This is a genomic window from Streptomyces sp. NPDC058086, from assembly GCF_042885015.1.
Classification (GTDB): Bacteria; Actinomycetota; Actinomycetes; order Streptomycetales; family Streptomycetaceae; genus Streptomyces.
Window position 1 is genome coordinate 28364 of the sequence record NZ_JBHVST010000065.1, and the last position, 17495, is coordinate 45858.

Sequence of the window (17495 nt, forward strand, 5' to 3'; positions counted from 1 at the left end):
TCATGCGGCGTTGTTGATGAAGCGCGGGCCGTAGAACACGGGCTGGTTCAGGTCCGTGTAGCGCTCCAGAGCCCGGTACTCGCGCGGGTAGAGATCGCGCAGCTGGGCGATGGCCGCCTGCGGGACCTGGTTGCGCATGATGTTGAAGCAGGAGCGCACGCGCATCTGGTCCATCTGCGTGACCGCGGCGCCCAGCGAAGGCCACCACGTTTCCACCGGGCCGTTCCACGAGGTGTCCAGGGCCACCATCATCTGGGTGTAGGCGTCGTCGAAGCCCTCGAGTTCCTTGCGGACCTCAGGTCCCTGGGGGTCGAGCGCGAGGAGCGCCGCGTAGCCGTCGTCTGGGACGGCGAGGGTGTTGATGACCACGGGCCAGGTGATCTCCTCACCGGTGAAGAAGTCCCGCTCCTTCTCTCGGGAGATGACCGCCTCTTCGGGTGCGAGGTAGCGCCGGCCGTAGCGCAGTTCGGCAAAGCGCGCGTAGTGGGATCCCTCCTTCTGGAAGTTCTCCCGGGCCGTCTCGACTGTTCCCTCGCCCTCGCCCTCGCCCTGTTCGGTGATGATATCGAGCCCCTGCAGGAGCTTGCCCACCGGATCATCATCGTCCGGCTCGAAGGTCAGGTAACCGAGGTTTCCGCCCACCTGGTTGGCCGGCCCGCCCCCACGCACCGCGCGTTCCACCGCGCCTGCATTGCGGATGATTGCCTCCCGGATGGCGTCGTAGAAGGCGCCGATGGTCGGGTAGGCGGATCCGCGCTGGCGGGCGTTGAGCATGAACTCCGGGGCCTCCAGGCGCATGAACGCCTCCAGGCTCGCGGGGGACAGCTTGGCCAGGCGCAGCCGCAGGTCGGGGGCTACGCCGCCGGGCAGGCCGCCGGCACCGGGAAAGGACGGTGCGAGGCCCTTGATGTCCGGGCTGCCGCCGAGTGCGGCGACCATGTTGGCGGCGATGGCCATGTGGACCATCTCCTCCATCAGCACGCTGCGGATGGTGTTGTAGGAGGGGTAGTTCTGCACCTCGAGCGAGTACATGGCGGCGCAGTACAGCGGCATCGTGGAGTGTTCCAGCGCCACTGCGGTCTGCAGTGCGCCGCGGATCCAGTCGATGTCCCGCAGAGTGATGGGCGTGGGCATGTGACGGCTCTCCAGGGGTCGGGGCGCTCAGGCGGTCGCGTTTTCGTCCAGCGGGGGGTAGAGCATGGGCTGGAAGAGGTCCTGGAAGGACTCCTCCAGCTCGGGGTGCTGGTAGAACTCGGGACCGGTCTCCTCGAAGATGAGGTCGCCGATGCCGCCGATCGTGTCGAACATCATCGAGACGATCGTGCCGACCTCGCGCCCGAAGTAGTGGGCGACCAGGGCGACGGCGCCGCCGTTGACGCCGTAGGACCCGGTGAACGTCCAGATCCGCGAGGCGGTGTTGGCGACCCACATCCGCCGGGCGACCGGGACGTTGAAGCCTTCGTCGCGCAGTCCCCGTGCCACGGCCGCCACGCAGGTCAGCGGCTCGTCGTTGACGATGCCGGAGCGGGCCAGGACACCGACGCCGGAGCAGTTCGCCGCGATGATCTTCCCGGCCTCGTGGTGCCGGCGGATGACCTTGTGAAGCCGGTCGTTGGTCAGAAGTGCCCCGGAGCCGACGCCGCCGGGGATGTACAGGATGTCGAAGAGCTCGTCGTCGTTGAGGACGGAGTCGGCGACGACGTTGGTGCCCATTTGCATCTTGATGACGCCCGGCTCCAGGGCGACCAGGCGCACGTCCAGCTCACGGTTGGCCGCTTCGCGCTGCCACGGCGCGATCTGGCCCGCGGTGACCATCCCGGCCCCCTTGAATATCTCCAGAGGGGTGATGGTGTCCTGCTCGGAGCAGGCCTCGTAGCCCAGCACGCCGATGGAGTTGATCTGCGGCGTCACGCTGTCCGGTGCCTGACTCTGACGGCCTCGAGCCGGCGTAGGGGTGCTCACAGTGCGTCTCCTCAATAGGGGGCGAAAAACGGAACCATCGCTCTTGGTGTGGTGCGGGGTGGATTCCTGAGGGAACCCTGCCAACAGACGATCTGCGCATCAAATAAGCAGAAACGCAGGCAGCCATCACGTCATACAGCCCCCCGCGGGCCCTTATGGCCGCCATAGCGACTGCTATTTGGAACTAGTGAGAGCTCCTGTCTAACGTCCTGCCGGGACCGGGGAACCGAAGCGAGCCACGAGAAGGGGGATCAGCCATGTCTGAGATGGCTCCGAGTGTCCAGAACGCGTCTGATCTGATGGTGAGGATCGATCCCGGTCCGCGTGATTTCTCCGCCCTCAACGAGGCGGTCCGGAAAGGTTCACGCATCGGAAATGAGAACCCGGAAGAGGACCATCACCTCAACGAGGTGATTCCCAAGCCGTGGGGCATGGAATACCGCATTTATGTGGACGACTTCATCGACGTGTGGAACCTGAAGATCAACGAAGGTGAATCCACCTCGATGCACGTGCATCCGCGGAAGCTGACGTACCTGCTGTGCCTCGCCGGCCAGGGGGTGACCGACACCCTGGCGGGTCAGGTCCCCGTCGGCGCGGGGACGATCCTGCGTATCGGCGGTGGTGCCTTCCACTCCAGCAAGAGCATCGGGCCCGGCCCGTTGTGGCTGGTCGAAGTGGAAGCCCCCCGCAACAAGTTCGACCTGATCCGGCTCCGGGACAACTACGACCGGCAGGGCACCGGGTACGAGCAGGAGCACACCGAGGTTCCGGACCTGCCCGCGCGTCCGGTCTCGTTCCTGCCGCAGGCCAAGCTCCGTAACCGTTCTCCCGGCGGGGAGTTCACCTTCGGTATCCGCGCCGGCGCCGACATCTTCTACCGGCGCCAGCCGCAGGACCTCTTCCACATTCCGCTCGGCCTGACCGGAGTTGTCACCGGCGAGCTCGACATCCTCGCCCCGGCGCAGGCGGATGCCCGCCGCCCTGCACTGGACCAGTACTACCTGTCCCTGGCACTCGACTAAGGAGATCTGCATGCCCAGCGCCGTCATCATCACCGGTCCCGGATTCCAGGACCACGATGTCGTATACACCTACTACCGGCTCATCGAGGAGGGTTGGAACGTCGGCATCGCCACAAAAAACGGTGCCGACGTCACGGGCAAGTACGGCATCCCGCTCCCGATGGACAAGACCGCGCGGCCGCTGACGTCCTTCGACCAGCTGGACGCCGCCAACTACGACGCGGTGATCCTCACCGGTGGTCACGAAGCCCCGGACCGCGTACGCCAGGACGCGCACGTGCTGGATTTCGTCCGAGCGATGGATGCGGCCCAGAAGGTCGTGGCGGGCTTGTGCCACGGCCCCTGGATCATGGTCAGCGCCGGCGTCCTCAAGGGCCGCCGCGCCTGCGCCTACATCGGCCTGCGCGACGACGTCATCAACGCCGGGGCAGACGTCGTGGACTCCGATGTCATCGTGGACGGCCACATCATCACCTGCTCGTACTACGCCTACGTGGGCCGCTTCATGCAGCAGGTCTTCGAGACCGTCGCAAAGAACCAGGCCGTAGCCGCCTGACCTGCACGGCCCGCCTAGACACGCGAGGGGCGGGCGTCTTCCTTCCCCGGTCTGACACCAGCCCCTCGCGTCCCCCAACGGAGAGTCCTCTCGTGCTGATACTCGACTTCGACGGCGTCATCGCCGATGCCTTCACCGAATGCGCGGTCGTCACCTACTACGCCGACCACGATCCGGCCGCCCTCGCCGGCAAGCCCATTGCAGAGCTGGCCGCGGCTGTGCCAGCAGCCTTCGTGGAGCGATTCCGGCGGGTGCGCACCTTCGCGCGACTGCTGGACGACTTCATGGTCGCCCGCGACAGCGCCGCCGAATCCATCCGCACCGTGGAGGACTACGAGGCGCTCCGCGATCGCACCCCGCCCAAAAAACTCAGCAGTCTCGTCCGCGGCGCCACCGCGGTGCGAACCGCGCTGCGCGAGCAGCAGCGTGACGAATGGCTCGGCATGCACAGCCTCTACCCGGGCATCGCCGATCTGCTGCGCCGCCACCAGGGACGCGGCACCTCCATCGTGACCGCCAAGGACGAGCCCAGCGTCTGGGACATCCTGGCGCACCACCAGCTCGAGTCCACGGTCACGCAGGTCATCGGCGAGTGCTCCGACAAACGCACCGCGGTCCAGCAGATCGCCGAAGGCGACGGACTGCCTGCCTCTGCGGTCACCTTCATCGACGACCACATCACCAATGCGCTCGCGGTCCGCGACACGGGAGCCAACTCGCTGTGGGCCTGGTGGGGATACCACACGCCCGACCACATCGACCGGTCCATCACGCGCAAGCAACGGCGCATCTACCTGCCCGAACTCGCCCAGCTCACCGCCTGATCACTGCACCCCTCAACGAAGGACAACGCCACGATGCCGAAGGTACTGTTCGCTCTCACTTCCCACGGCCGGCTCGGTGACACCGGCCGCGCCACCGGCTTCTACGTGCCTGAAGTAGCACACCCTGCCGAGGTCTTCCGCGCCCACGGATGGGACATCGCGTTCGTCTCCGTGGCCGGCGGCAAGTCACCCCGCGACGGTGTCAAGGAAGGCGACACCATTACCGAGAGGTTCCTCGCCTCTCATGAGGAACAGCTCGCCGACACTCCCACCGCCGACACCCTCAATCCGGCCGACTACGACGCGATCTTCTACGCCGGCGGTCACGGCACGATGTGGGACTTCCCGGACGCAACCGCGCTCGCCCAGCTCACGGCCCGCATCTACGAGCAGGGCGGCGTCGTCGCCGGCGTCTGCCACGGTCCGGCCGGCCTGGTCAATGTCACCCTCACCGACGGAACGCCGCTGGTCGAGGGAAAGCAGGTGTCGGCCTTTACAAACGAGGAAGAGGACGCCGTCGGGCTTACGAACGTCGTTCCCTTCGCGCTCGAATCCGCCCTCATTGGAAAGGGGGCCAAGTTCACGAAGACCGAGAACTTCCAGGAGTTCGCGGTGGCCGACAGCCGTCTCGTGACCGGACAGAATCCCGCCAGCGCCGCGAAGGTGGCTGAAATGGTCATCACGGAACTGGCTTGACAGCCACCGGCGGGTGGTTCTATCCGACGTGACGGCCGGATGGAACCACCCGCCGGTTTTTTAATCCCCCTTTAGCGCATACAGGCCCAAGATCGCTAGACTCCGGTAACCGGGTTCGCTACTGTAATTCCCTACGGGGTAGGGCAGCACGGGACCAGTGCGCCTCCCCTGAGATTGTCCGATTTACGGGGGAAGCATATGCAACTCGGCTGGCTTCAGACATTCATAGCAGTCTACGAATGCGGATCCTTCACCAAGGCAGCGCAAAGACTCGGGATAACGCAGCCCGCCGTGACCCAGCAGATCAGAAGCCTCGAGAAAATCCTCGGCCAGGAACTATTCGACCGCACCCCGCAAGGAGCAGACCCAACCGGGGAAGGCCAGATCCTGGCCAGCGAGACCAAGGAAGCCATTTCCGACCTCAACCGCACCATCTCGCGACGGCTCGGCACCACGCTCAGCGACAGGCCACTCCGCCTGGGCGGACCTGCGGCACTCATGTCGGAACGGGTCCTTCCATCCCTCGCACAACTCACAGCCGACGGGATGGACATAGACGTCAGCCTCGACACGTCGAGCAATCTCCTGGAAGAGCTGAAAGCCAGTGGTGTAGATATGGCAATATCCTCGATTCAGCCCAGGTGCCGCGGAATCGACAGTACACCGCTCAACGACGAAGACCTCGTCCTGGTCGCATCCCGCGAGATAGCCGACGACCTGCCTCCAGGAATCCTTGAGGTAGATGGCGCACGAGCTCTTGAAAAGCTTCCCTTGGTAACAAACGGGGAATCTGAGCCCATCACGCGCCACTACTGGCAGACGGTGTTCGATTCACTTCCTCCGGCACGGCCCGCCCTCATGGTTTCCGACATGCGCGCCGTCAAATCCGCAGTTGTCGCCTCGGTCGGAATCGCAGTCCTTCCTTCCTTCCTGTGCGCCGAAGAGCTCTCTCGCAACGACCTGGTCACGCTGATGGATCCCGAAATACCTCCCATCACCACTTTCTACCTGGCCACGCGCTCCGGAACTCTCGCCGATCCTTCCATCGCAAAGTTCCACGACCACCTCCTCACCACAGCCAAGGCATGGTAATCACCTGGAAGGCACCATCATGACCAGAAGCGCTCTGTTCATTCTGACCAGCTGCACAGTGATGGGACCGAGCGGACGACCCACCGGATTCCATCTCGGCGAGACCGTGGAACCCTGGAGAATCCTTGAGGAAAACGTTTTCTACATCGACGTCGCGACCACCAGCGGTCACGCACCCAAGATGGTCGGACACGAGCAGGACAATCCAGCCCACGCAGATTTCCTCGCAGACGCCGAGGCGTGCGCGAAAATTGAAAACCCACTCAGCCTCCCCCACGTTGTCCCGGAAAAATATTCAGCGATCTACTTCGTGGGTGGCCACGGAGCCATGTGGGACTTCCCATGGAACGAGGATCTGACAAACGTCACTCGCACCATCTACGATAACGGCGGAGTTGTGTCAGCGATCTGCCACGGGCAGGCCGCACTGGTGAACATCAAGGGCACCGACGGAAACTATCTCGTATCAGGAAAGAGACTCACCTCGTTCTCACACGAGGGCGAGATCGAACGGGGCCTCGAAGAGATCGTTCCCTTCTCCCTGCAGCACACACTTGAGGCACGCGGCGCCCACTACACCAGCGCCCCGGGGCGTGCTCCGCACGTCGTCACCGACGGGCGCCTTGTCACAGGCCAGAACCCCGCTTCCGCGGCGGGCCTGGCACGTCAACTCGTGCAGGCGGTTGCCCGCACGTCATGCGGCGCACCGGCCCAGTGATTCCTGATGCCGTCCGTCAAGCCGCGAGAGCGACGGGTGGCATGACCTCGTAGCCTCAAACGCTACGTCTTCCTCGGCACCGTTGCCGTCGCAGCGTCAGCTCATCCGCCGACCCCGACCAGGCTGACGGCCACGAGCCCCGACCATCGGTCACGATCCGGCAACGTAGCCGTCTGGCTGCCGTGGTCGGGCTCATGGTCGGGCCGACCACGCCACCTTCACCCCCGGTGCGCAGCGGTTGCGCACCCGACTGCGCAGCCCCGGAGGGGCGGTGTGCAATCGGGCTGCGCAACCGGCCGAGGATCCTGCGCAGTCGGGTTGCGCGGTGCGGCTGCGCAGTCGGCCCGAGGATTCCTGATCTTCTGGTGCGCAGGTCCGGGTGGAGCACTGCGCAGGCGCCTTGCGGGGTCCGGGCGGCTTGCGTCTGCGCATCGGTGTGCGGGTCCGCCGGCCGGGCGTCACGTGGTCGCCCCGCGGTCGCCGGCCCGGGGAAGTAAAGAGCATCGGGAACCTGCTGACCGGCCTTCAGGAAGCCGGGGCCGACGACGTATTGGGGATCGTCCCCTCTTTGCCGGCGTCTCCGATGACCATGAAGCAGTGAACGTAGCAATGATCTGGGAACGGGCGGGGAAAGGGTGCGCCGCGGCGCTGTCGCCTCTTCGTGCTCCAGGGGGGCGCGGACGTCGAGTTCGTACATGTGCAGCGGGCCGCGCCGAGAAGGAGCGCCTGTCTGCGGCACGGCGGTGGAGGGGTTCGGCCGGCCGGGGCTGAACCGCGAGGCCGTCGCCGCCTGTCCGGGAACCCGCGTGTCCGGGGACGGCTGGTCCTCCGGTTCTGACCGGGGCTGCGTCTCTCCTCCCCCATTCATCGGCTTCGCCACGTGAGGGGCGTTGTGGTGGGGCCGTGCGTCCGTGGTTCGCATCGGCGGTGATCGCAGAGGGCGGCGGTCGCGCCGCCACGTTCGCCGCTGTCCGGGTCGCGGGGCTCGACGGGCCGTGGCGAGGCCGCTCTCCGGCCGAGGCGGGAGGCCCCGATAGAGATAGGCAGGCTGCCTGATAATATTTGTCAGGTGGCCTGCTCATCTCCGCCGGGATCTCCCCAGCAGGTCCGCCCCGTCACGGAAGGTCCCGGAGGAAGGAGCCGCGCCGTGCCGCATGCCGGTGACACCCGCACTCCGGAGCGAACAGCCGAGGCCGGAGCACCCCGTGGCAATCCCTTCGGTGCGCGCTTTGTGACGCCGCTGTACCTGGGGGCCTCGCTCAACCCGGTCAACAGCTCGATCATCGCGACGGCGCTGGTCGCCATCGCCGCGGCCCTGCACATCCCCGTCGGGGACACCGCGATCCTGATCTCCAGCCTCTATCTCACCAGCGCGCTGGCCCAGCCCGCCGCCGGGCGCCTCGCCGAGGAGTTCGGGCCCCGGCGGATCTTCGTGGCCGGTATCACGCTGGTGCTCGCGGCCGGGATCGTCGGCTCGCTGGCCCACTCACTGACGGCACTGATCGTGGCCCGGGTACTGATCGGCGCGGGCACCTCGGCGGGCTACCCGGTGGCGATGCTGCTGATCCGCCGCCGCGCCGAACAGGCCGGCCACAAGACCCCGCCGCGCGAGGTGCTCGGCGGTCTGTCGATCACCGGTGCCGCCACCGTCGCCGTCGGCCCCGCCATCGGCGGACTGCTGATCGGCTGGGCGGGCTGGCGCGCCGCCTTCTGGATCAACATCCCGGTCGCCGCCATCGCCCTGTTCCTGGCGCTGGCCGGGATCGCCCGGGACCCCGACCCGGTGCGCCTCGGCTCGCCCCGCGCTCTCGCCTCCCGCATCGACCTGCTCGGCATGCTGGGCTTCGGCGGCTCGCTCACCGCACTGATGGTCTTCCTCAACGCGCTGCCGCACCTGGACTGGCTCGCGCTCGCCGCCGCCCTGGTCCTCGCCGTCGCCCTGGCCGGCTGGGAACTGCGCGCCGCCCAGCCCTTCCTCGACGTACGACTGCTCGTCGCCAACGGCGCCCTGACCCGCACCTACCTGCGCAACGGCCTGACCCTGATGGGTACGTACGTGATCCTGTACGGGCTCACTCAGTGGCTGGAGGTGGCCCGCGGCCTGTCCGCCTACCAGGCCGGGCTGATGCTGATGCCGATGGGCGTGCTGACCGCCCTGGCCGCCAGGGTGGTGTCGCGGCGGGCGGCGGTGCGGTGGCCGCTGATCGCCTGCGCGGTCCTGCTGCTCGTCGGCGCGGTGGCCACGCTGTTCGTGGGCAGCAACACCCCGATGGCGGCGGTCATCTGTGTCACCGCGGTCTTCGGCCTGACCTCCGGCGCCGGGACGGTCGCCAACCAGACCGTCCTCTACCAGGAGGCCCCCGCCGCCGCGCTGGGCACCGCTTCCGGACTGCTGCGCACCTTCGGCTACATCGGGTCCATCGCCTCGGCGGCGATCACCGGCACCGCCTTCCACCGCGGCGTGAGCGACAGCGGCCTGCACTCCATCGCGTGGGTGCTGGTCGTGATCTCCGCTCTCGTCCTCGTCATGACCGTCCTCGACCGGCAGCCGGCCCGGGCCGACCGGCACCGCACGAGCCAACCCCCGGCCGGGGCCCGGAATCCGGGCCCCGCGCCCAGCACAGAACCCCCTCGCACAGAAAGCCGATCCACTGACATGACCACTGGTACGCACACCACCGCCACCCTCGACCCGGCCCGCACCGCACTGCTGCTGATGGACTTCCAGCCCGTCGTGCTCGGCGCCGTGCCCGACCCGCAGGGCGTGCTCGCCCGCGCGGGCGAGGCACTGGCCTGGGCCCGCGCCCACGGAGCGCACGTCGTCTTCGTACGCGTCGCGCTCACGCAGGAGGACGCCGCCGCCGTGCCCGCCCACAACAAGACGTTCTCCCAGGCCGCCGCGGCCGGATACCTCACCGACGGCACTGCGGCGACGGCGGTGCACGAGTCCCTGAAGGCCGAGGAGGACGATCTGACCGTGCGCAAGACACGGATCAGTGCCTTCGCCGGCGACACCGACCTGCGCGCCGAACTCCGCGCCCGCAACGTGGACACCCTGGTCCTCGCCGGGCTGTCCACCAGCGGCGTGGTGCTGACCACCCTGCGGCAGGCGGCCGATGAGGACTACCGCCTGTTCCTCCTGGCCGACGCCACCGCCGACCCCGATCCGGAGGTGCACCGGGTGCTCATGGAGAAGGTCTTCCCCCACCAGGCCGAGATCATCAGCACCGCGGACCTCGCCGCCCTGAGCACGGCAGCGGAGTAACCGGCACAACGCTAGGCGGTCTCGGAGTCCGCCAGGCGATTCATGATCTCGGCGGCCTTGTCGAGCGTCCGGCGCTCGGGAGCCCGAAGCGCGGACCCGATCACCTCGGCCAGCCACGCCTCACGGGCCGCCGGGATCCGCTCGGTCAGCGTCCGCCCGACCGGGGTCGCACTCACCAGGACCTTGCGCCCGTCGTTCGGGTCCTTCGCGGTGGTGACCAGCTCACCGGCGCGCAGCGCGGCCACGGTCTCCGCCATCGACTGCCGCCGCACGTGCTCGGCCTGCGCGAGGTCGCTCACGGTCATCGGACCGTCCGTGACGATCCGGTGCAGCGTGGTCAGATGCGACCAGTTCCACGGCAGGTCGTCGATCGGCGCCTCGGTGCGCAGCCGCGCTCGCAGCCGTGTCATCGCCCGCATCAGCTCGACGGCGGTGCCCTCTGGCGGAACCGGTTCGCTACTCACCAACCCAGCATATTGCAGGGCGAAGGCGCCCTGACCAGGGACGGGAACCGGCAGAGGCGGATCCCCGGGCAGGAGAACCCGATGCCCCGTCAACGGTCCGCCGGACAGGCCCGGTTGCCCGAACGGAGTCCATCCGTTCAATGGCGGGCCGGTTCGGACGGCGCCGCACGCCGATAGCGGGCGCCTGCCGCTCCCGTCATTCATCCCCACGTGAGTCGCAAGATGTCTCCGCGTTGTCGTTGTTGTTGTCGCTGCCGTCCCACTGTTGACTTGCTCCTCGGGCTGAAGCCCGAGGATTCTGGCCTTCTCGTCCGTTGCTGTGGCGCTACGCGGCACAGGGTTCGGGCGGGAATCCGTGGCTTCCTGTTTCTTCGCGCTGTGCCGGGACGAGTCCTGGTCCTACCGGCGCTCCGCAGGCTGATGCCGCCAGTCCGGCGGCCGTTTTGATGTTGATCGCGGCGTTGTGGTCCCGGTCGTGGACGGTGCCGCAGGCGCTACAGGTCCATTCCCGGACGTTCAGGGGCTTGGGTCCGTCTTTGATACCGCAGGCCGAACAGGTCTGGGAGGTCGGCTCGAACCGGCCGATCTTGACCAGGGTCCGCCCGTACCGGGCGGCCTTGTACTCCAGCATGGTCACGACCGTCGACCATCCGGCGTCGTGGACGCTCTTGGCCAGCGGGGTGCGCGCCAGCGCGGACACTGCCAGGTCCTCCATGCCGATCGCTTGGTTGTCGCGGATCAGCTGAGTGGAGAGCTGGTGGTGGAATTCGTGGCGCGCGTCGGTCACCTTCGTGTGGGCGCGGGCGACCTTGAGCCGGGCCTTCTCCCGGTTCTTGGATCCCTTCTGCCTACGGGACAGCTCCCGCCGGGCCTTCTTGAGGTTCTTCTCCGCCCGGCGCAGAAATCGCGGGGAGTCGATCACGCGGCCGTCGGAGAGGACGGCGAAGTGTGTGAGGCCGAAGTCGATGCCGACCGTTTGGTCGGTGTCGGGCATCCGGGCCGCGTCGGCGGCCGGGTCGGTGTCAACGACGAACGAGGCGAAGTACCGTCCGGCGGAGTCCTTGACCACGGTGACCGAGGACGGTCTCGCGGGCAGGGTCCGGGGCCACTTCACCTTCACCGCGCCGATCTTCGGGAGGTTCAGCCTGCCGCCGTCGGTGATCGCCCAGCGGGCATTGGCGGTGAACCGGATCGGCTGACGGCTGTTTTTGCGGGACTTGAAGCGGGGTGAGCCCGCCTTCGGACCCTTACGGCCGTCTTTGAGGGAGGCGAAGAAGTTCCGGTACGCGGCCTCCGCGTCCCGAAGGGACTGCTGGAGCACCACAGCGGAAACCTCTCCCAGCCAGGACCGCTCCACCGTCCGCTTCGCCTCGGTGATCAGCTTCCTGGACAGCTCGCCGGCCGCCGGGAAGGCCTCGCCTGCCTTCCGGGCGTCCTCGCGGGCGCGCACCGCGTCGTGGAATACGACCCGGGCGCACCCGAACGTTCGTGCCAGCGAGGCGCGTTGAGGGGTGTTCGGGTACAGGCGGAAGCTGTACCCGAAGCTGCATGACGGCCACGATACATACTTGGGTTCTGGGAGAGATCGATGAGATCAGAACTGGTCGGCACTGTTCCGGCACAGGGTATTCACCGATGATCATCTGACGCGTATGGAGGAGGTCATGCGGTCGGTGTGCGCGGACTTCGAATGTGAGCTGGTGGAGTTCAACGGCGAGGACAACCACGTCCACCTCCTGGTGCACTTCCCGCCCACTGCCCGGCTCCGCCGGGACAAGCCATCACGGTGCACCGCAGCCAGTGCTGGATCCCGCGCGGCCCGCCGTGCATCACAGGCGGCGTATCGCGCCGTCCGCCCGGAGGTCCTCGAGGGCCGGGTAGCCGTCCACCGCCATGATCAGGTCGGCCTCGGCAAGCAGCGAGCGCAGGACGTGGACGATGCCCTGTGTGCCTCCGAGAGCCAGCCCGTATGTGTACGGGCGGCCCACACCCACGGCGGTGGCCCCCAGCGCCAGAGCCTTGACCACGTCCGCGCCGCTGCGGACACCCGAGTCGAACAGGACCGGCAGGCCGTCCGCCGCCTCGACCACTCCCGGCAGCGCTTCCAGGGCGGGCAGCCCGCCGTTCGCCTGCCGGCCGCCGTGGTTGGAGCAGTAGATCCCGTCCACGCCGCCGTCCCTGGCGCGGCGCGCGTCTTCGGGGTGGCAGATGCCTTTGAGGACGAGCGGCAGGTCGGTGATCGACCGCAGCCAGCTGAGATCGTCCCAGGTCAGCGGATTGCCGAAGATCCGTGTCCACTCCAGCACCGCGGCCCGCACATCCTCCTCGGGGGCTTTGGCCAGCCGGGCCCGGAAGACCGGGTCGGACGTGTAGTTGGCAAGGCAGTGGCCGCGCAGCTGCGGGAAGTTGCCGGCTCCCAGGTCGCGGGGGCGCCATCCCGTGATCCAGGTGTCCAGCGTCACCACGATGCCCTTGAAGCCTGCCGTTTCGGCCCGGCGCACCAGGCTCTCGGCCAGTTCCCGGTCGGTAGGGGTGTACAGCGAGAAGAGTCCCGGGGTTTGCCCGAACTCGGCCGCGACCTCCTCCAGCGGATCGACGCTGAGGGTGGAGGCCACCATCGGCACGCCCGTACGGGCGGCTGCGCGGGCCGTGGCCAGGTCGCCGCGGCCGTCCTGCGCGCACAGCCCGATCACCCCGACCGGCGCCATGAACAGCGGAGAAGGCAGACTCATCCCGAACAGGTTCACCGACACGTCGCGCCGGGCCGCACCGACCATCATCCGCGGCACCAGCCCCCACCGCAGGAACGCCGAAACGTTGGCTCGCTGGGTGGACTCGTCTCCTGCGCCACCGGCGACGTACGACAGCAGCGACGGCGACAGCACCGCTTGCGCTCGCGCCTCCAGCTCCTGGAACTCCATCGGCATGGCGGGCAGCACACCGGACAGCCCGTCGAGGTAGATCTCGTTCTGGTAGTCACCGAACTGCCCGTCGGGCTCTCGGTTCATCCGTGGGGTCACCGCCCTCGCCTCACCTGCCCCCGGCCATCCAGAGCCGGTGCTTTTCATCGTGCGGTGGAGACGGGGCGGCGGCCAGGTCACCGCGGTACGGATTGAGCTGAAGGGGGTGTGGCCGGCGTGCATTGATCCGCCAAACGAGTGCGGGCTGCGACGTGGTCTGCCGATGGGCGGTCGGTGATCTCGTTTTGTAGGATCGGGGCATGGCTGCGGAGTATCCCGAGGCCGCAAAGCAGCTGTCCGTGGTCGCGGAGAGCGTGGGGGCACATCTTTCGGATGTCAGCCGTGACATCGGGGAGCAGCTGCTCGCGGAGATCCCGGAGCTCCGGGGTGACGGGACCGTCGTCAAGATCCTCGAAGCGAGCGTCGCGGAGAACGTCGCCACGCTGCTGCACATTTTCGAGAACGACATACCGCTGGACAACGTCGAGGGGCCCCCGGTCGCCTCGGAGTACGCCAGGAGGCTGGCCCAGCGGAACGTGCCTCTCAGTGCGCTGATCAGGTCCTACAGGATCGGGCACTGGCGTTTCCTGCAATGGTGTCTCGACGAGCTCGACCGTCAGGGCGCCGACGAGTCCCTGGCCGCCGCGACCAACTGGCGCATGCTGAACATGAGCTTCGGCTACATCGACCGGGTCACGGAGCATGTCATCGATGTCTACCAGCTCGAACGCGACCACTGGCTGCTGAGCCGGACGGCCGTGCGCGCCGCGCGCGTGCGGGACATCCTCGCCGGGAAGGACGTCGACCTCGACTGGGCGGAGTCGGCTCTGGGTTACCGCATCCGGCAGTACCACCTCGGGCTGGTGTCCTGGCTGCCCCCGCTGGCGGAGGCGGGTGGGGGGCTGGCCAGGCTCGACCGGATGACCACCGTTCTCGCCGAGGTGCTCGGCTGTCCTGCCCGGCCGCTGTTCGTCCCCCGGGACGAGGCGTTGTCCTGGGCGTGGCTGCCGTTCGGCTCGCACCACGACGTCTCCTGGGAACAGGTGTCGGACGCGATCGAGAGCGCCGACCCCTCTGTGCATGTGTGCGTGGGGAACGTGGAGCCCGGCATCGGGGGATTCCGCTCCACGCACCATCAGGCACTGCGCGCACAGGAGCTGGCGACGCTGGCGAGTCCCGGCACCCGGTTCACCGAGTACTCCCGGGTGGCTCCGATCGCCTTGATGTGCGCCAATGTCGAGGACATGCGCGCCTGGGTGTGGGGGGTTCTGGGTCCGCTGGCTGTCGATGACGAGAACTGCGCACGGCTGCGGGAGACCGTGCGGATCTTCCTGGACACCGGCTGCAGTTACACCGCCACGGCCGGCGCTCAGATTCTGCACAAGAACACCGTGCACTACCGCATCCGGAAGGCCGAGGAGATCATGGGGCATCCCGTCCATGAACGCCGCATCGATCTGGAAGTCGCGCTGCTCGCCGTCCAGTACCTCGGCTTGACGCTCCTTCGCAGCGCCCCGGCATGAACACGCCCTCTCGTCGGCCGGCCGGATGGCACCCCCGGGCGGTCTGTGAGCCGCTCCTCCAGCGTCAGTCGGTGCCGGCCGTGACCGGCTCCCAGCGGGCGTACTCGTCCATCAGCTCGGCGAAGCGGCCCCGCACCATCTCCAGGCCGGCGGTGGCCACGGCAAGGTGCAGCGGGGGCTCGTCGATGCCCGTGATGCCGGCGACGGCCGCCATGGACTTGACGAGGTCGCCCCTCACCGCCTGCTTGTCGAATTCGGCCATGGCGGCGTAGGAGGGCGCGTAGGCGGGGACGGACGTGGCGGGGAGCTTCGCATTGGTCCCGAAGCTGGTGTCGTAGCCCGCTGGCTCGACCAGGGTGACGTGGATGCTGAGCGGGCCGACCTCCTTGGCCAGTCCCTCGGTCAGGTTCTGCACGGCGCTCTTCGAGGCGCAGTACACGGCCATGGTGGGCAGGCTGACGTGGCCGCCCATGGAGCCGATGTTGATGATGTGGCCGCGGCCGCGTTCCCGCATGTGCGGGAGCACGGCCTGGATCACCTGGACGAGGCCCACCACGTTGGTTTCGAACTGGTCGCGCAGCTGGTCGGGGCTGACTTCCTCGACCGCGCCGACCTGTCCGTAGCCGGCGGCGTTGACGAGGGCGTCGATGGCGCCGAAGCGGTCGACGGCCTCTTTGACGGCCTGCTCGATGCCGGCGGCGTCGGTGACGTCGAGGCGCGTGACCAGGACATTGCCGAGGTCGGCGAAGGCCGGGTTGGCCTTGGCCGGGTCACGCATGGTGGCCACGACGTTCCAGTCGCGCGCGGCGTACTCGAAGGTGGCTGCTTCGCCCATGCCTGTCGAAGCACCTGTGATCAGAACGGTCTTGCGCATGATGCCCTCTCTCGTGGCGTGGCCCCCGCGCCCGCTACTAAACAGAATCTACAAAACATGTATAGCACGCTCACTCGGTATGGTGTGTATATGGCAGCGACCCGTGGGGACACCCAACGCCGCGAGCAGGTACTCGCGGCGGCACTGACCGTTTTCGCGACGTTCGGCTATCGCAAGACGTCGATGGACTCGGTGGCTCAGGCGGCGGACATCTCCCGCCCCGGCCTGTACTTCCTCTTCTCCGGCAAGGAGGAGCTGTTCCGCGAGACCATGCGGCAGGCGCTGGACGAGGCCCTGGGCGACGTCCGCACGGCGCTGGCCGCGCCCGGCGCGGACCTCAACGCGCGTCTGGTGACCGCGCTCGACGCCAATCTGGGCCGCTACGTCGGCACACACATCAACGAGGGCGTCGACGACCTGCTGGAGCACGGCACAGCACAGCTCCAGAGCATGTACGACGACTACCGGGCCGCCTTCCTCGACGCGCTCACCGAGGCCGTCACCGCCTCCGGCCGGCCCACCGGAAGCGTCACCCCGCGGCAGATCGCCGAGGTCCTGCACGCCGCCGCCGAGGGCTGGAAGCACCGCGTCGCCGACCGTCCGGCATTCGTCGACAAGCTCACCACGGCCGTCGACGTCGCACTGCGCCCCTAGGTTCCGCAAGGCGGAGGAGGGAGCCGGCAACCGGCGACAACGCCGCAGACGCGCGTGCCGGAGACCGCGCCTGCGGCGTGACCGGCCGGAGGGGCCCTGGCTAGAAGCCCCTGCGCACACCCCCGTCGATCGACAGCATCACGCCCGTGAGGTACGACGCGGCGGGCGACAGCACGAAGGCGGCGCCGCGGCCGAACTCCTCGGGGGTTCCGTAGCGGCGCAGGGGGACGCCGGCGGTCGCACGGGCGCGGGCGGCGTCGGCGTGGCCGGTGTGCGCGTCGAGTTCGCGGACCCGGTCGGTTTCGATGTGGGCGGGCACGAGGCCGACGACCCGGATGCCCCGGGGGCCCAGCTCGTCCGCCAGGCTCTTCGCGTAACCGGCCAGGCCCGGCCGGAAGGCGTTGGAGAGCGCGAGGCCGGGAATCGGCTCGTACACGGAGCTGGAGAGGACGAAGCCGATGACCCCTCCCCCGCCCAGCTCCGCCGCGACGGCGCGGGACAGCCGCACCGCACCGAGGAAGACCGACTCGAAGGCAGCCCGCCACTGGTCGTCGTCGATGATGTCCGACGTACCTGCCGGCGGGCCGCCGACGCTGATGAGCACCCCGTCCAGCCGCTTGAAGGCATCGCGTGCCGCGCCGATGAGCCGGTCCGGGGCAGCGGGGTCGGCGTTGTCGGCCACGACACCGACTGCCTGCCCCGGGCCGCCGAGCTCCGCCCCGGCGGCGGCCGCCGACTTCTCACTGCGGCCGCTGACGACCACCCTCGCCCCGTCCGCCACCAGTTCGCGCGCCGCGGCCCTGCCCAGACCACGGGTGCCACCGGTGACGATGTACACCCGGTCCTTCAGCCCAAGGTCCATGACCGCTGCCTCCTGTCCCG

The 17495-nt window shown here is 68.1% G+C and carries 15 protein-coding genes and 2 pseudogenes; 10 read left to right on the top strand and 7 right to left on the bottom strand.

What is annotated here, in order from left to right:
- Together ACFVWD_RS37285 and ACFVWD_RS37290 are read right to left on the bottom strand one after the other, a co-directional pair.
- The gene (locus tag ACFVWD_RS37285; protein ID WP_389602473.1) at positions 1-1134 is read right to left on the bottom strand and encodes a ferritin-like domain-containing protein; all 1134 of its coding nucleotides are present in this window, start codon (positions 1132-1134) and stop codon (positions 1-3) included.
- A 27-nt stretch (positions 1135-1161) separates the two neighbouring features.
- A complete protein-coding gene (locus ACFVWD_RS37290) occupies positions 1162-1962 on the bottom strand; it encodes a DJ-1/PfpI family protein (RefSeq protein ID WP_389602474.1) in 801 nt (266 codons plus the stop codon).
- 257 nt (positions 1963-2219) lie between these two features.
- On the opposite strand from ACFVWD_RS37290, the gene ACFVWD_RS37295 reads away from it, so the two are divergent.
- The 7 genes from ACFVWD_RS37295 to ACFVWD_RS37325 all read left to right on the top strand — a co-directional run bounded on the left by ACFVWD_RS37295 (position 2220) and on the right by ACFVWD_RS37325 (position 10138).
- Positions 2220-2987: a cupin domain-containing protein gene (locus ACFVWD_RS37295; RefSeq protein ID WP_389602475.1), complete on the top strand. Its 768-nt coding sequence runs from the start codon at positions 2220-2222 to the stop codon at positions 2985-2987.
- Between the two features lie 10 nt (positions 2988-2997).
- Entirely contained in the window at positions 2998-3543 is a 546-nt protein-coding gene (locus ACFVWD_RS37300) for a DJ-1/PfpI family protein (protein WP_389602476.1), read from the top strand.
- Positions 3544-3635: 92 nt separating this feature from the next.
- A complete protein-coding gene (locus ACFVWD_RS37305) occupies positions 3636-4367 on the top strand; it encodes an HAD family hydrolase (protein WP_389602477.1) in 732 nt (243 codons plus the stop codon).
- A 33-nt stretch (positions 4368-4400) separates the two neighbouring features.
- Positions 4401-5063, top strand: a complete 663-nt coding sequence (locus ACFVWD_RS37310) for a type 1 glutamine amidotransferase domain-containing protein (RefSeq protein WP_389602478.1) — start codon at positions 4401-4403, stop codon at positions 5061-5063.
- A 198-nt stretch (positions 5064-5261) separates the two neighbouring features.
- Positions 5262-6155, top strand: coding sequence for a LysR family transcriptional regulator (locus ACFVWD_RS37315; RefSeq protein ID WP_389602479.1), 894 nt, complete (start codon positions 5262-5264; stop codon positions 6153-6155).
- Positions 6156-6174: 19 nt separating this feature from the next.
- Entirely contained in the window at positions 6175-6873 is a 699-nt protein-coding gene (locus tag ACFVWD_RS37320; protein WP_389602480.1) for a type 1 glutamine amidotransferase domain-containing protein, read from the top strand.
- A gap of 1147 nt (positions 6874-8020) precedes the next feature.
- Entirely contained in the window at positions 8021-10138 is a 2118-nt protein-coding gene (locus tag ACFVWD_RS37325) for an MFS transporter (protein WP_389602481.1), read from the top strand.
- Between the two features lie 11 nt (positions 10139-10149).
- On the opposite strand, the gene ACFVWD_RS37330 is transcribed toward ACFVWD_RS37325, so the two are convergent.
- Entirely contained in the window at positions 10150-10602 is a 453-nt protein-coding gene (locus tag ACFVWD_RS37330) for a MarR family winged helix-turn-helix transcriptional regulator (protein WP_389602482.1), read from the bottom strand.
- Positions 10603-10927: 325 nt separating this feature from the next.
- Positions 10928-12139, bottom strand: a pseudogene (locus ACFVWD_RS37335) (RNA-guided endonuclease InsQ/TnpB family protein); the annotation flags it as partial.
- A 73-nt stretch (positions 12140-12212) separates the two neighbouring features.
- On the opposite strand from ACFVWD_RS37335, the pseudogene ACFVWD_RS37340 reads away from it, so the two are divergent.
- Positions 12213-12356, top strand: a pseudogene (locus tag ACFVWD_RS37340) (transposase); the annotation flags it as partial.
- 75 nt (positions 12357-12431) lie between these two features.
- Here the strand turns inward: ACFVWD_RS37340 and ACFVWD_RS37345 are convergent.
- Positions 12432-13610, bottom strand: a complete 1179-nt coding sequence (locus ACFVWD_RS37345) for an alpha-hydroxy-acid oxidizing protein (RefSeq protein WP_389602483.1) — start codon at positions 13608-13610, stop codon at positions 12432-12434.
- 212 nt (positions 13611-13822) lie between these two features.
- Here ACFVWD_RS37345 and ACFVWD_RS37350 point away from each other — a divergent pair, with 212 nt between their 5' ends.
- On the top strand, positions 13823-15085 hold the full coding sequence (locus ACFVWD_RS37350; protein ID WP_389602484.1) for a PucR family transcriptional regulator: 1263 nt from the start codon (positions 13823-13825) through the stop codon (positions 15083-15085).
- Between the two features lie 64 nt (positions 15086-15149).
- Here the strand turns inward: ACFVWD_RS37350 and ACFVWD_RS37355 are convergent, their stop codons facing one another.
- Positions 15150-15959: an SDR family NAD(P)-dependent oxidoreductase gene (locus ACFVWD_RS37355; protein WP_389602485.1), complete on the bottom strand. Its 810-nt coding sequence runs from the start codon at positions 15957-15959 to the stop codon at positions 15150-15152.
- A gap of 90 nt (positions 15960-16049) precedes the next feature.
- Between ACFVWD_RS37355 and ACFVWD_RS37360 the strand changes: the two genes are divergently transcribed.
- Positions 16050-16613 carry a TetR/AcrR family transcriptional regulator gene (locus ACFVWD_RS37360; protein ID WP_389602486.1) on the top strand — a complete coding sequence of 188 codons (564 nt, stop codon included), beginning with the start codon at positions 16050-16052 and terminating at the stop codon, positions 16611-16613.
- A 100-nt stretch (positions 16614-16713) separates the two neighbouring features.
- Here the strand turns inward: ACFVWD_RS37360 and ACFVWD_RS37365 are convergent, their stop codons facing one another.
- On the bottom strand, positions 16714-17475 hold the full coding sequence (locus ACFVWD_RS37365; protein WP_389602487.1) for an SDR family oxidoreductase: 762 nt from the start codon (positions 17473-17475) through the stop codon (positions 16714-16716).
- Between the last annotated feature and the right edge of the window lie 20 nt (positions 17476-17495).

Excerpts from the sequence above, each read along its gene's own strand:
- ACFVWD_RS37285 (WP_389602473.1), bottom strand. The coding sequence starts at position 1,134 with ATGCCCACGCCCATCACTCTGCGGGACATCGACTGGATCCGCGGCGCA.
- ACFVWD_RS37295 (WP_389602475.1), top strand. The coding sequence starts at position 2,220 with ATGTCTGAGATGGCTCCGAGTGTCCAGAACGCGTCTGATCTGATGGTG.
- ACFVWD_RS37300 (WP_389602476.1), top strand. The coding sequence starts at position 2,998 with ATGCCCAGCGCCGTCATCATCACCGGTCCCGGATTCCAGGACCACGAT.
- ACFVWD_RS37310 (WP_389602478.1), top strand. The coding sequence starts at position 4,401 with ATGCCGAAGGTACTGTTCGCTCTCACTTCCCACGGCCGGCTCGGTGAC.
- ACFVWD_RS37315 (WP_389602479.1), top strand. The coding sequence starts at position 5,262 with ATGCAACTCGGCTGGCTTCAGACATTCATAGCAGTCTACGAATGCGGA.
- ACFVWD_RS37320 (WP_389602480.1), top strand. The coding sequence starts at position 6,175 with ATGACCAGAAGCGCTCTGTTCATTCTGACCAGCTGCACAGTGATGGGA.
- ACFVWD_RS37345 (WP_389602483.1), bottom strand. The coding sequence starts at position 13,610 with ATGAACCGAGAGCCCGACGGGCAGTTCGGTGACTACCAGAACGAGATC.
- ACFVWD_RS37350 (WP_389602484.1), top strand. The coding sequence starts at position 13,823 with ATGGCTGCGGAGTATCCCGAGGCCGCAAAGCAGCTGTCCGTGGTCGCG.
- ACFVWD_RS37355 (WP_389602485.1), bottom strand. The coding sequence starts at position 15,959 with ATGCGCAAGACCGTTCTGATCACAGGTGCTTCGACAGGCATGGGCGAA.
- ACFVWD_RS37360 (WP_389602486.1), top strand. The coding sequence starts at position 16,050 with ATGGCAGCGACCCGTGGGGACACCCAACGCCGCGAGCAGGTACTCGCG.
- ACFVWD_RS37365 (WP_389602487.1), bottom strand. The coding sequence starts at position 17,475 with ATGGACCTTGGGCTGAAGGACCGGGTGTACATCGTCACCGGTGGCACC.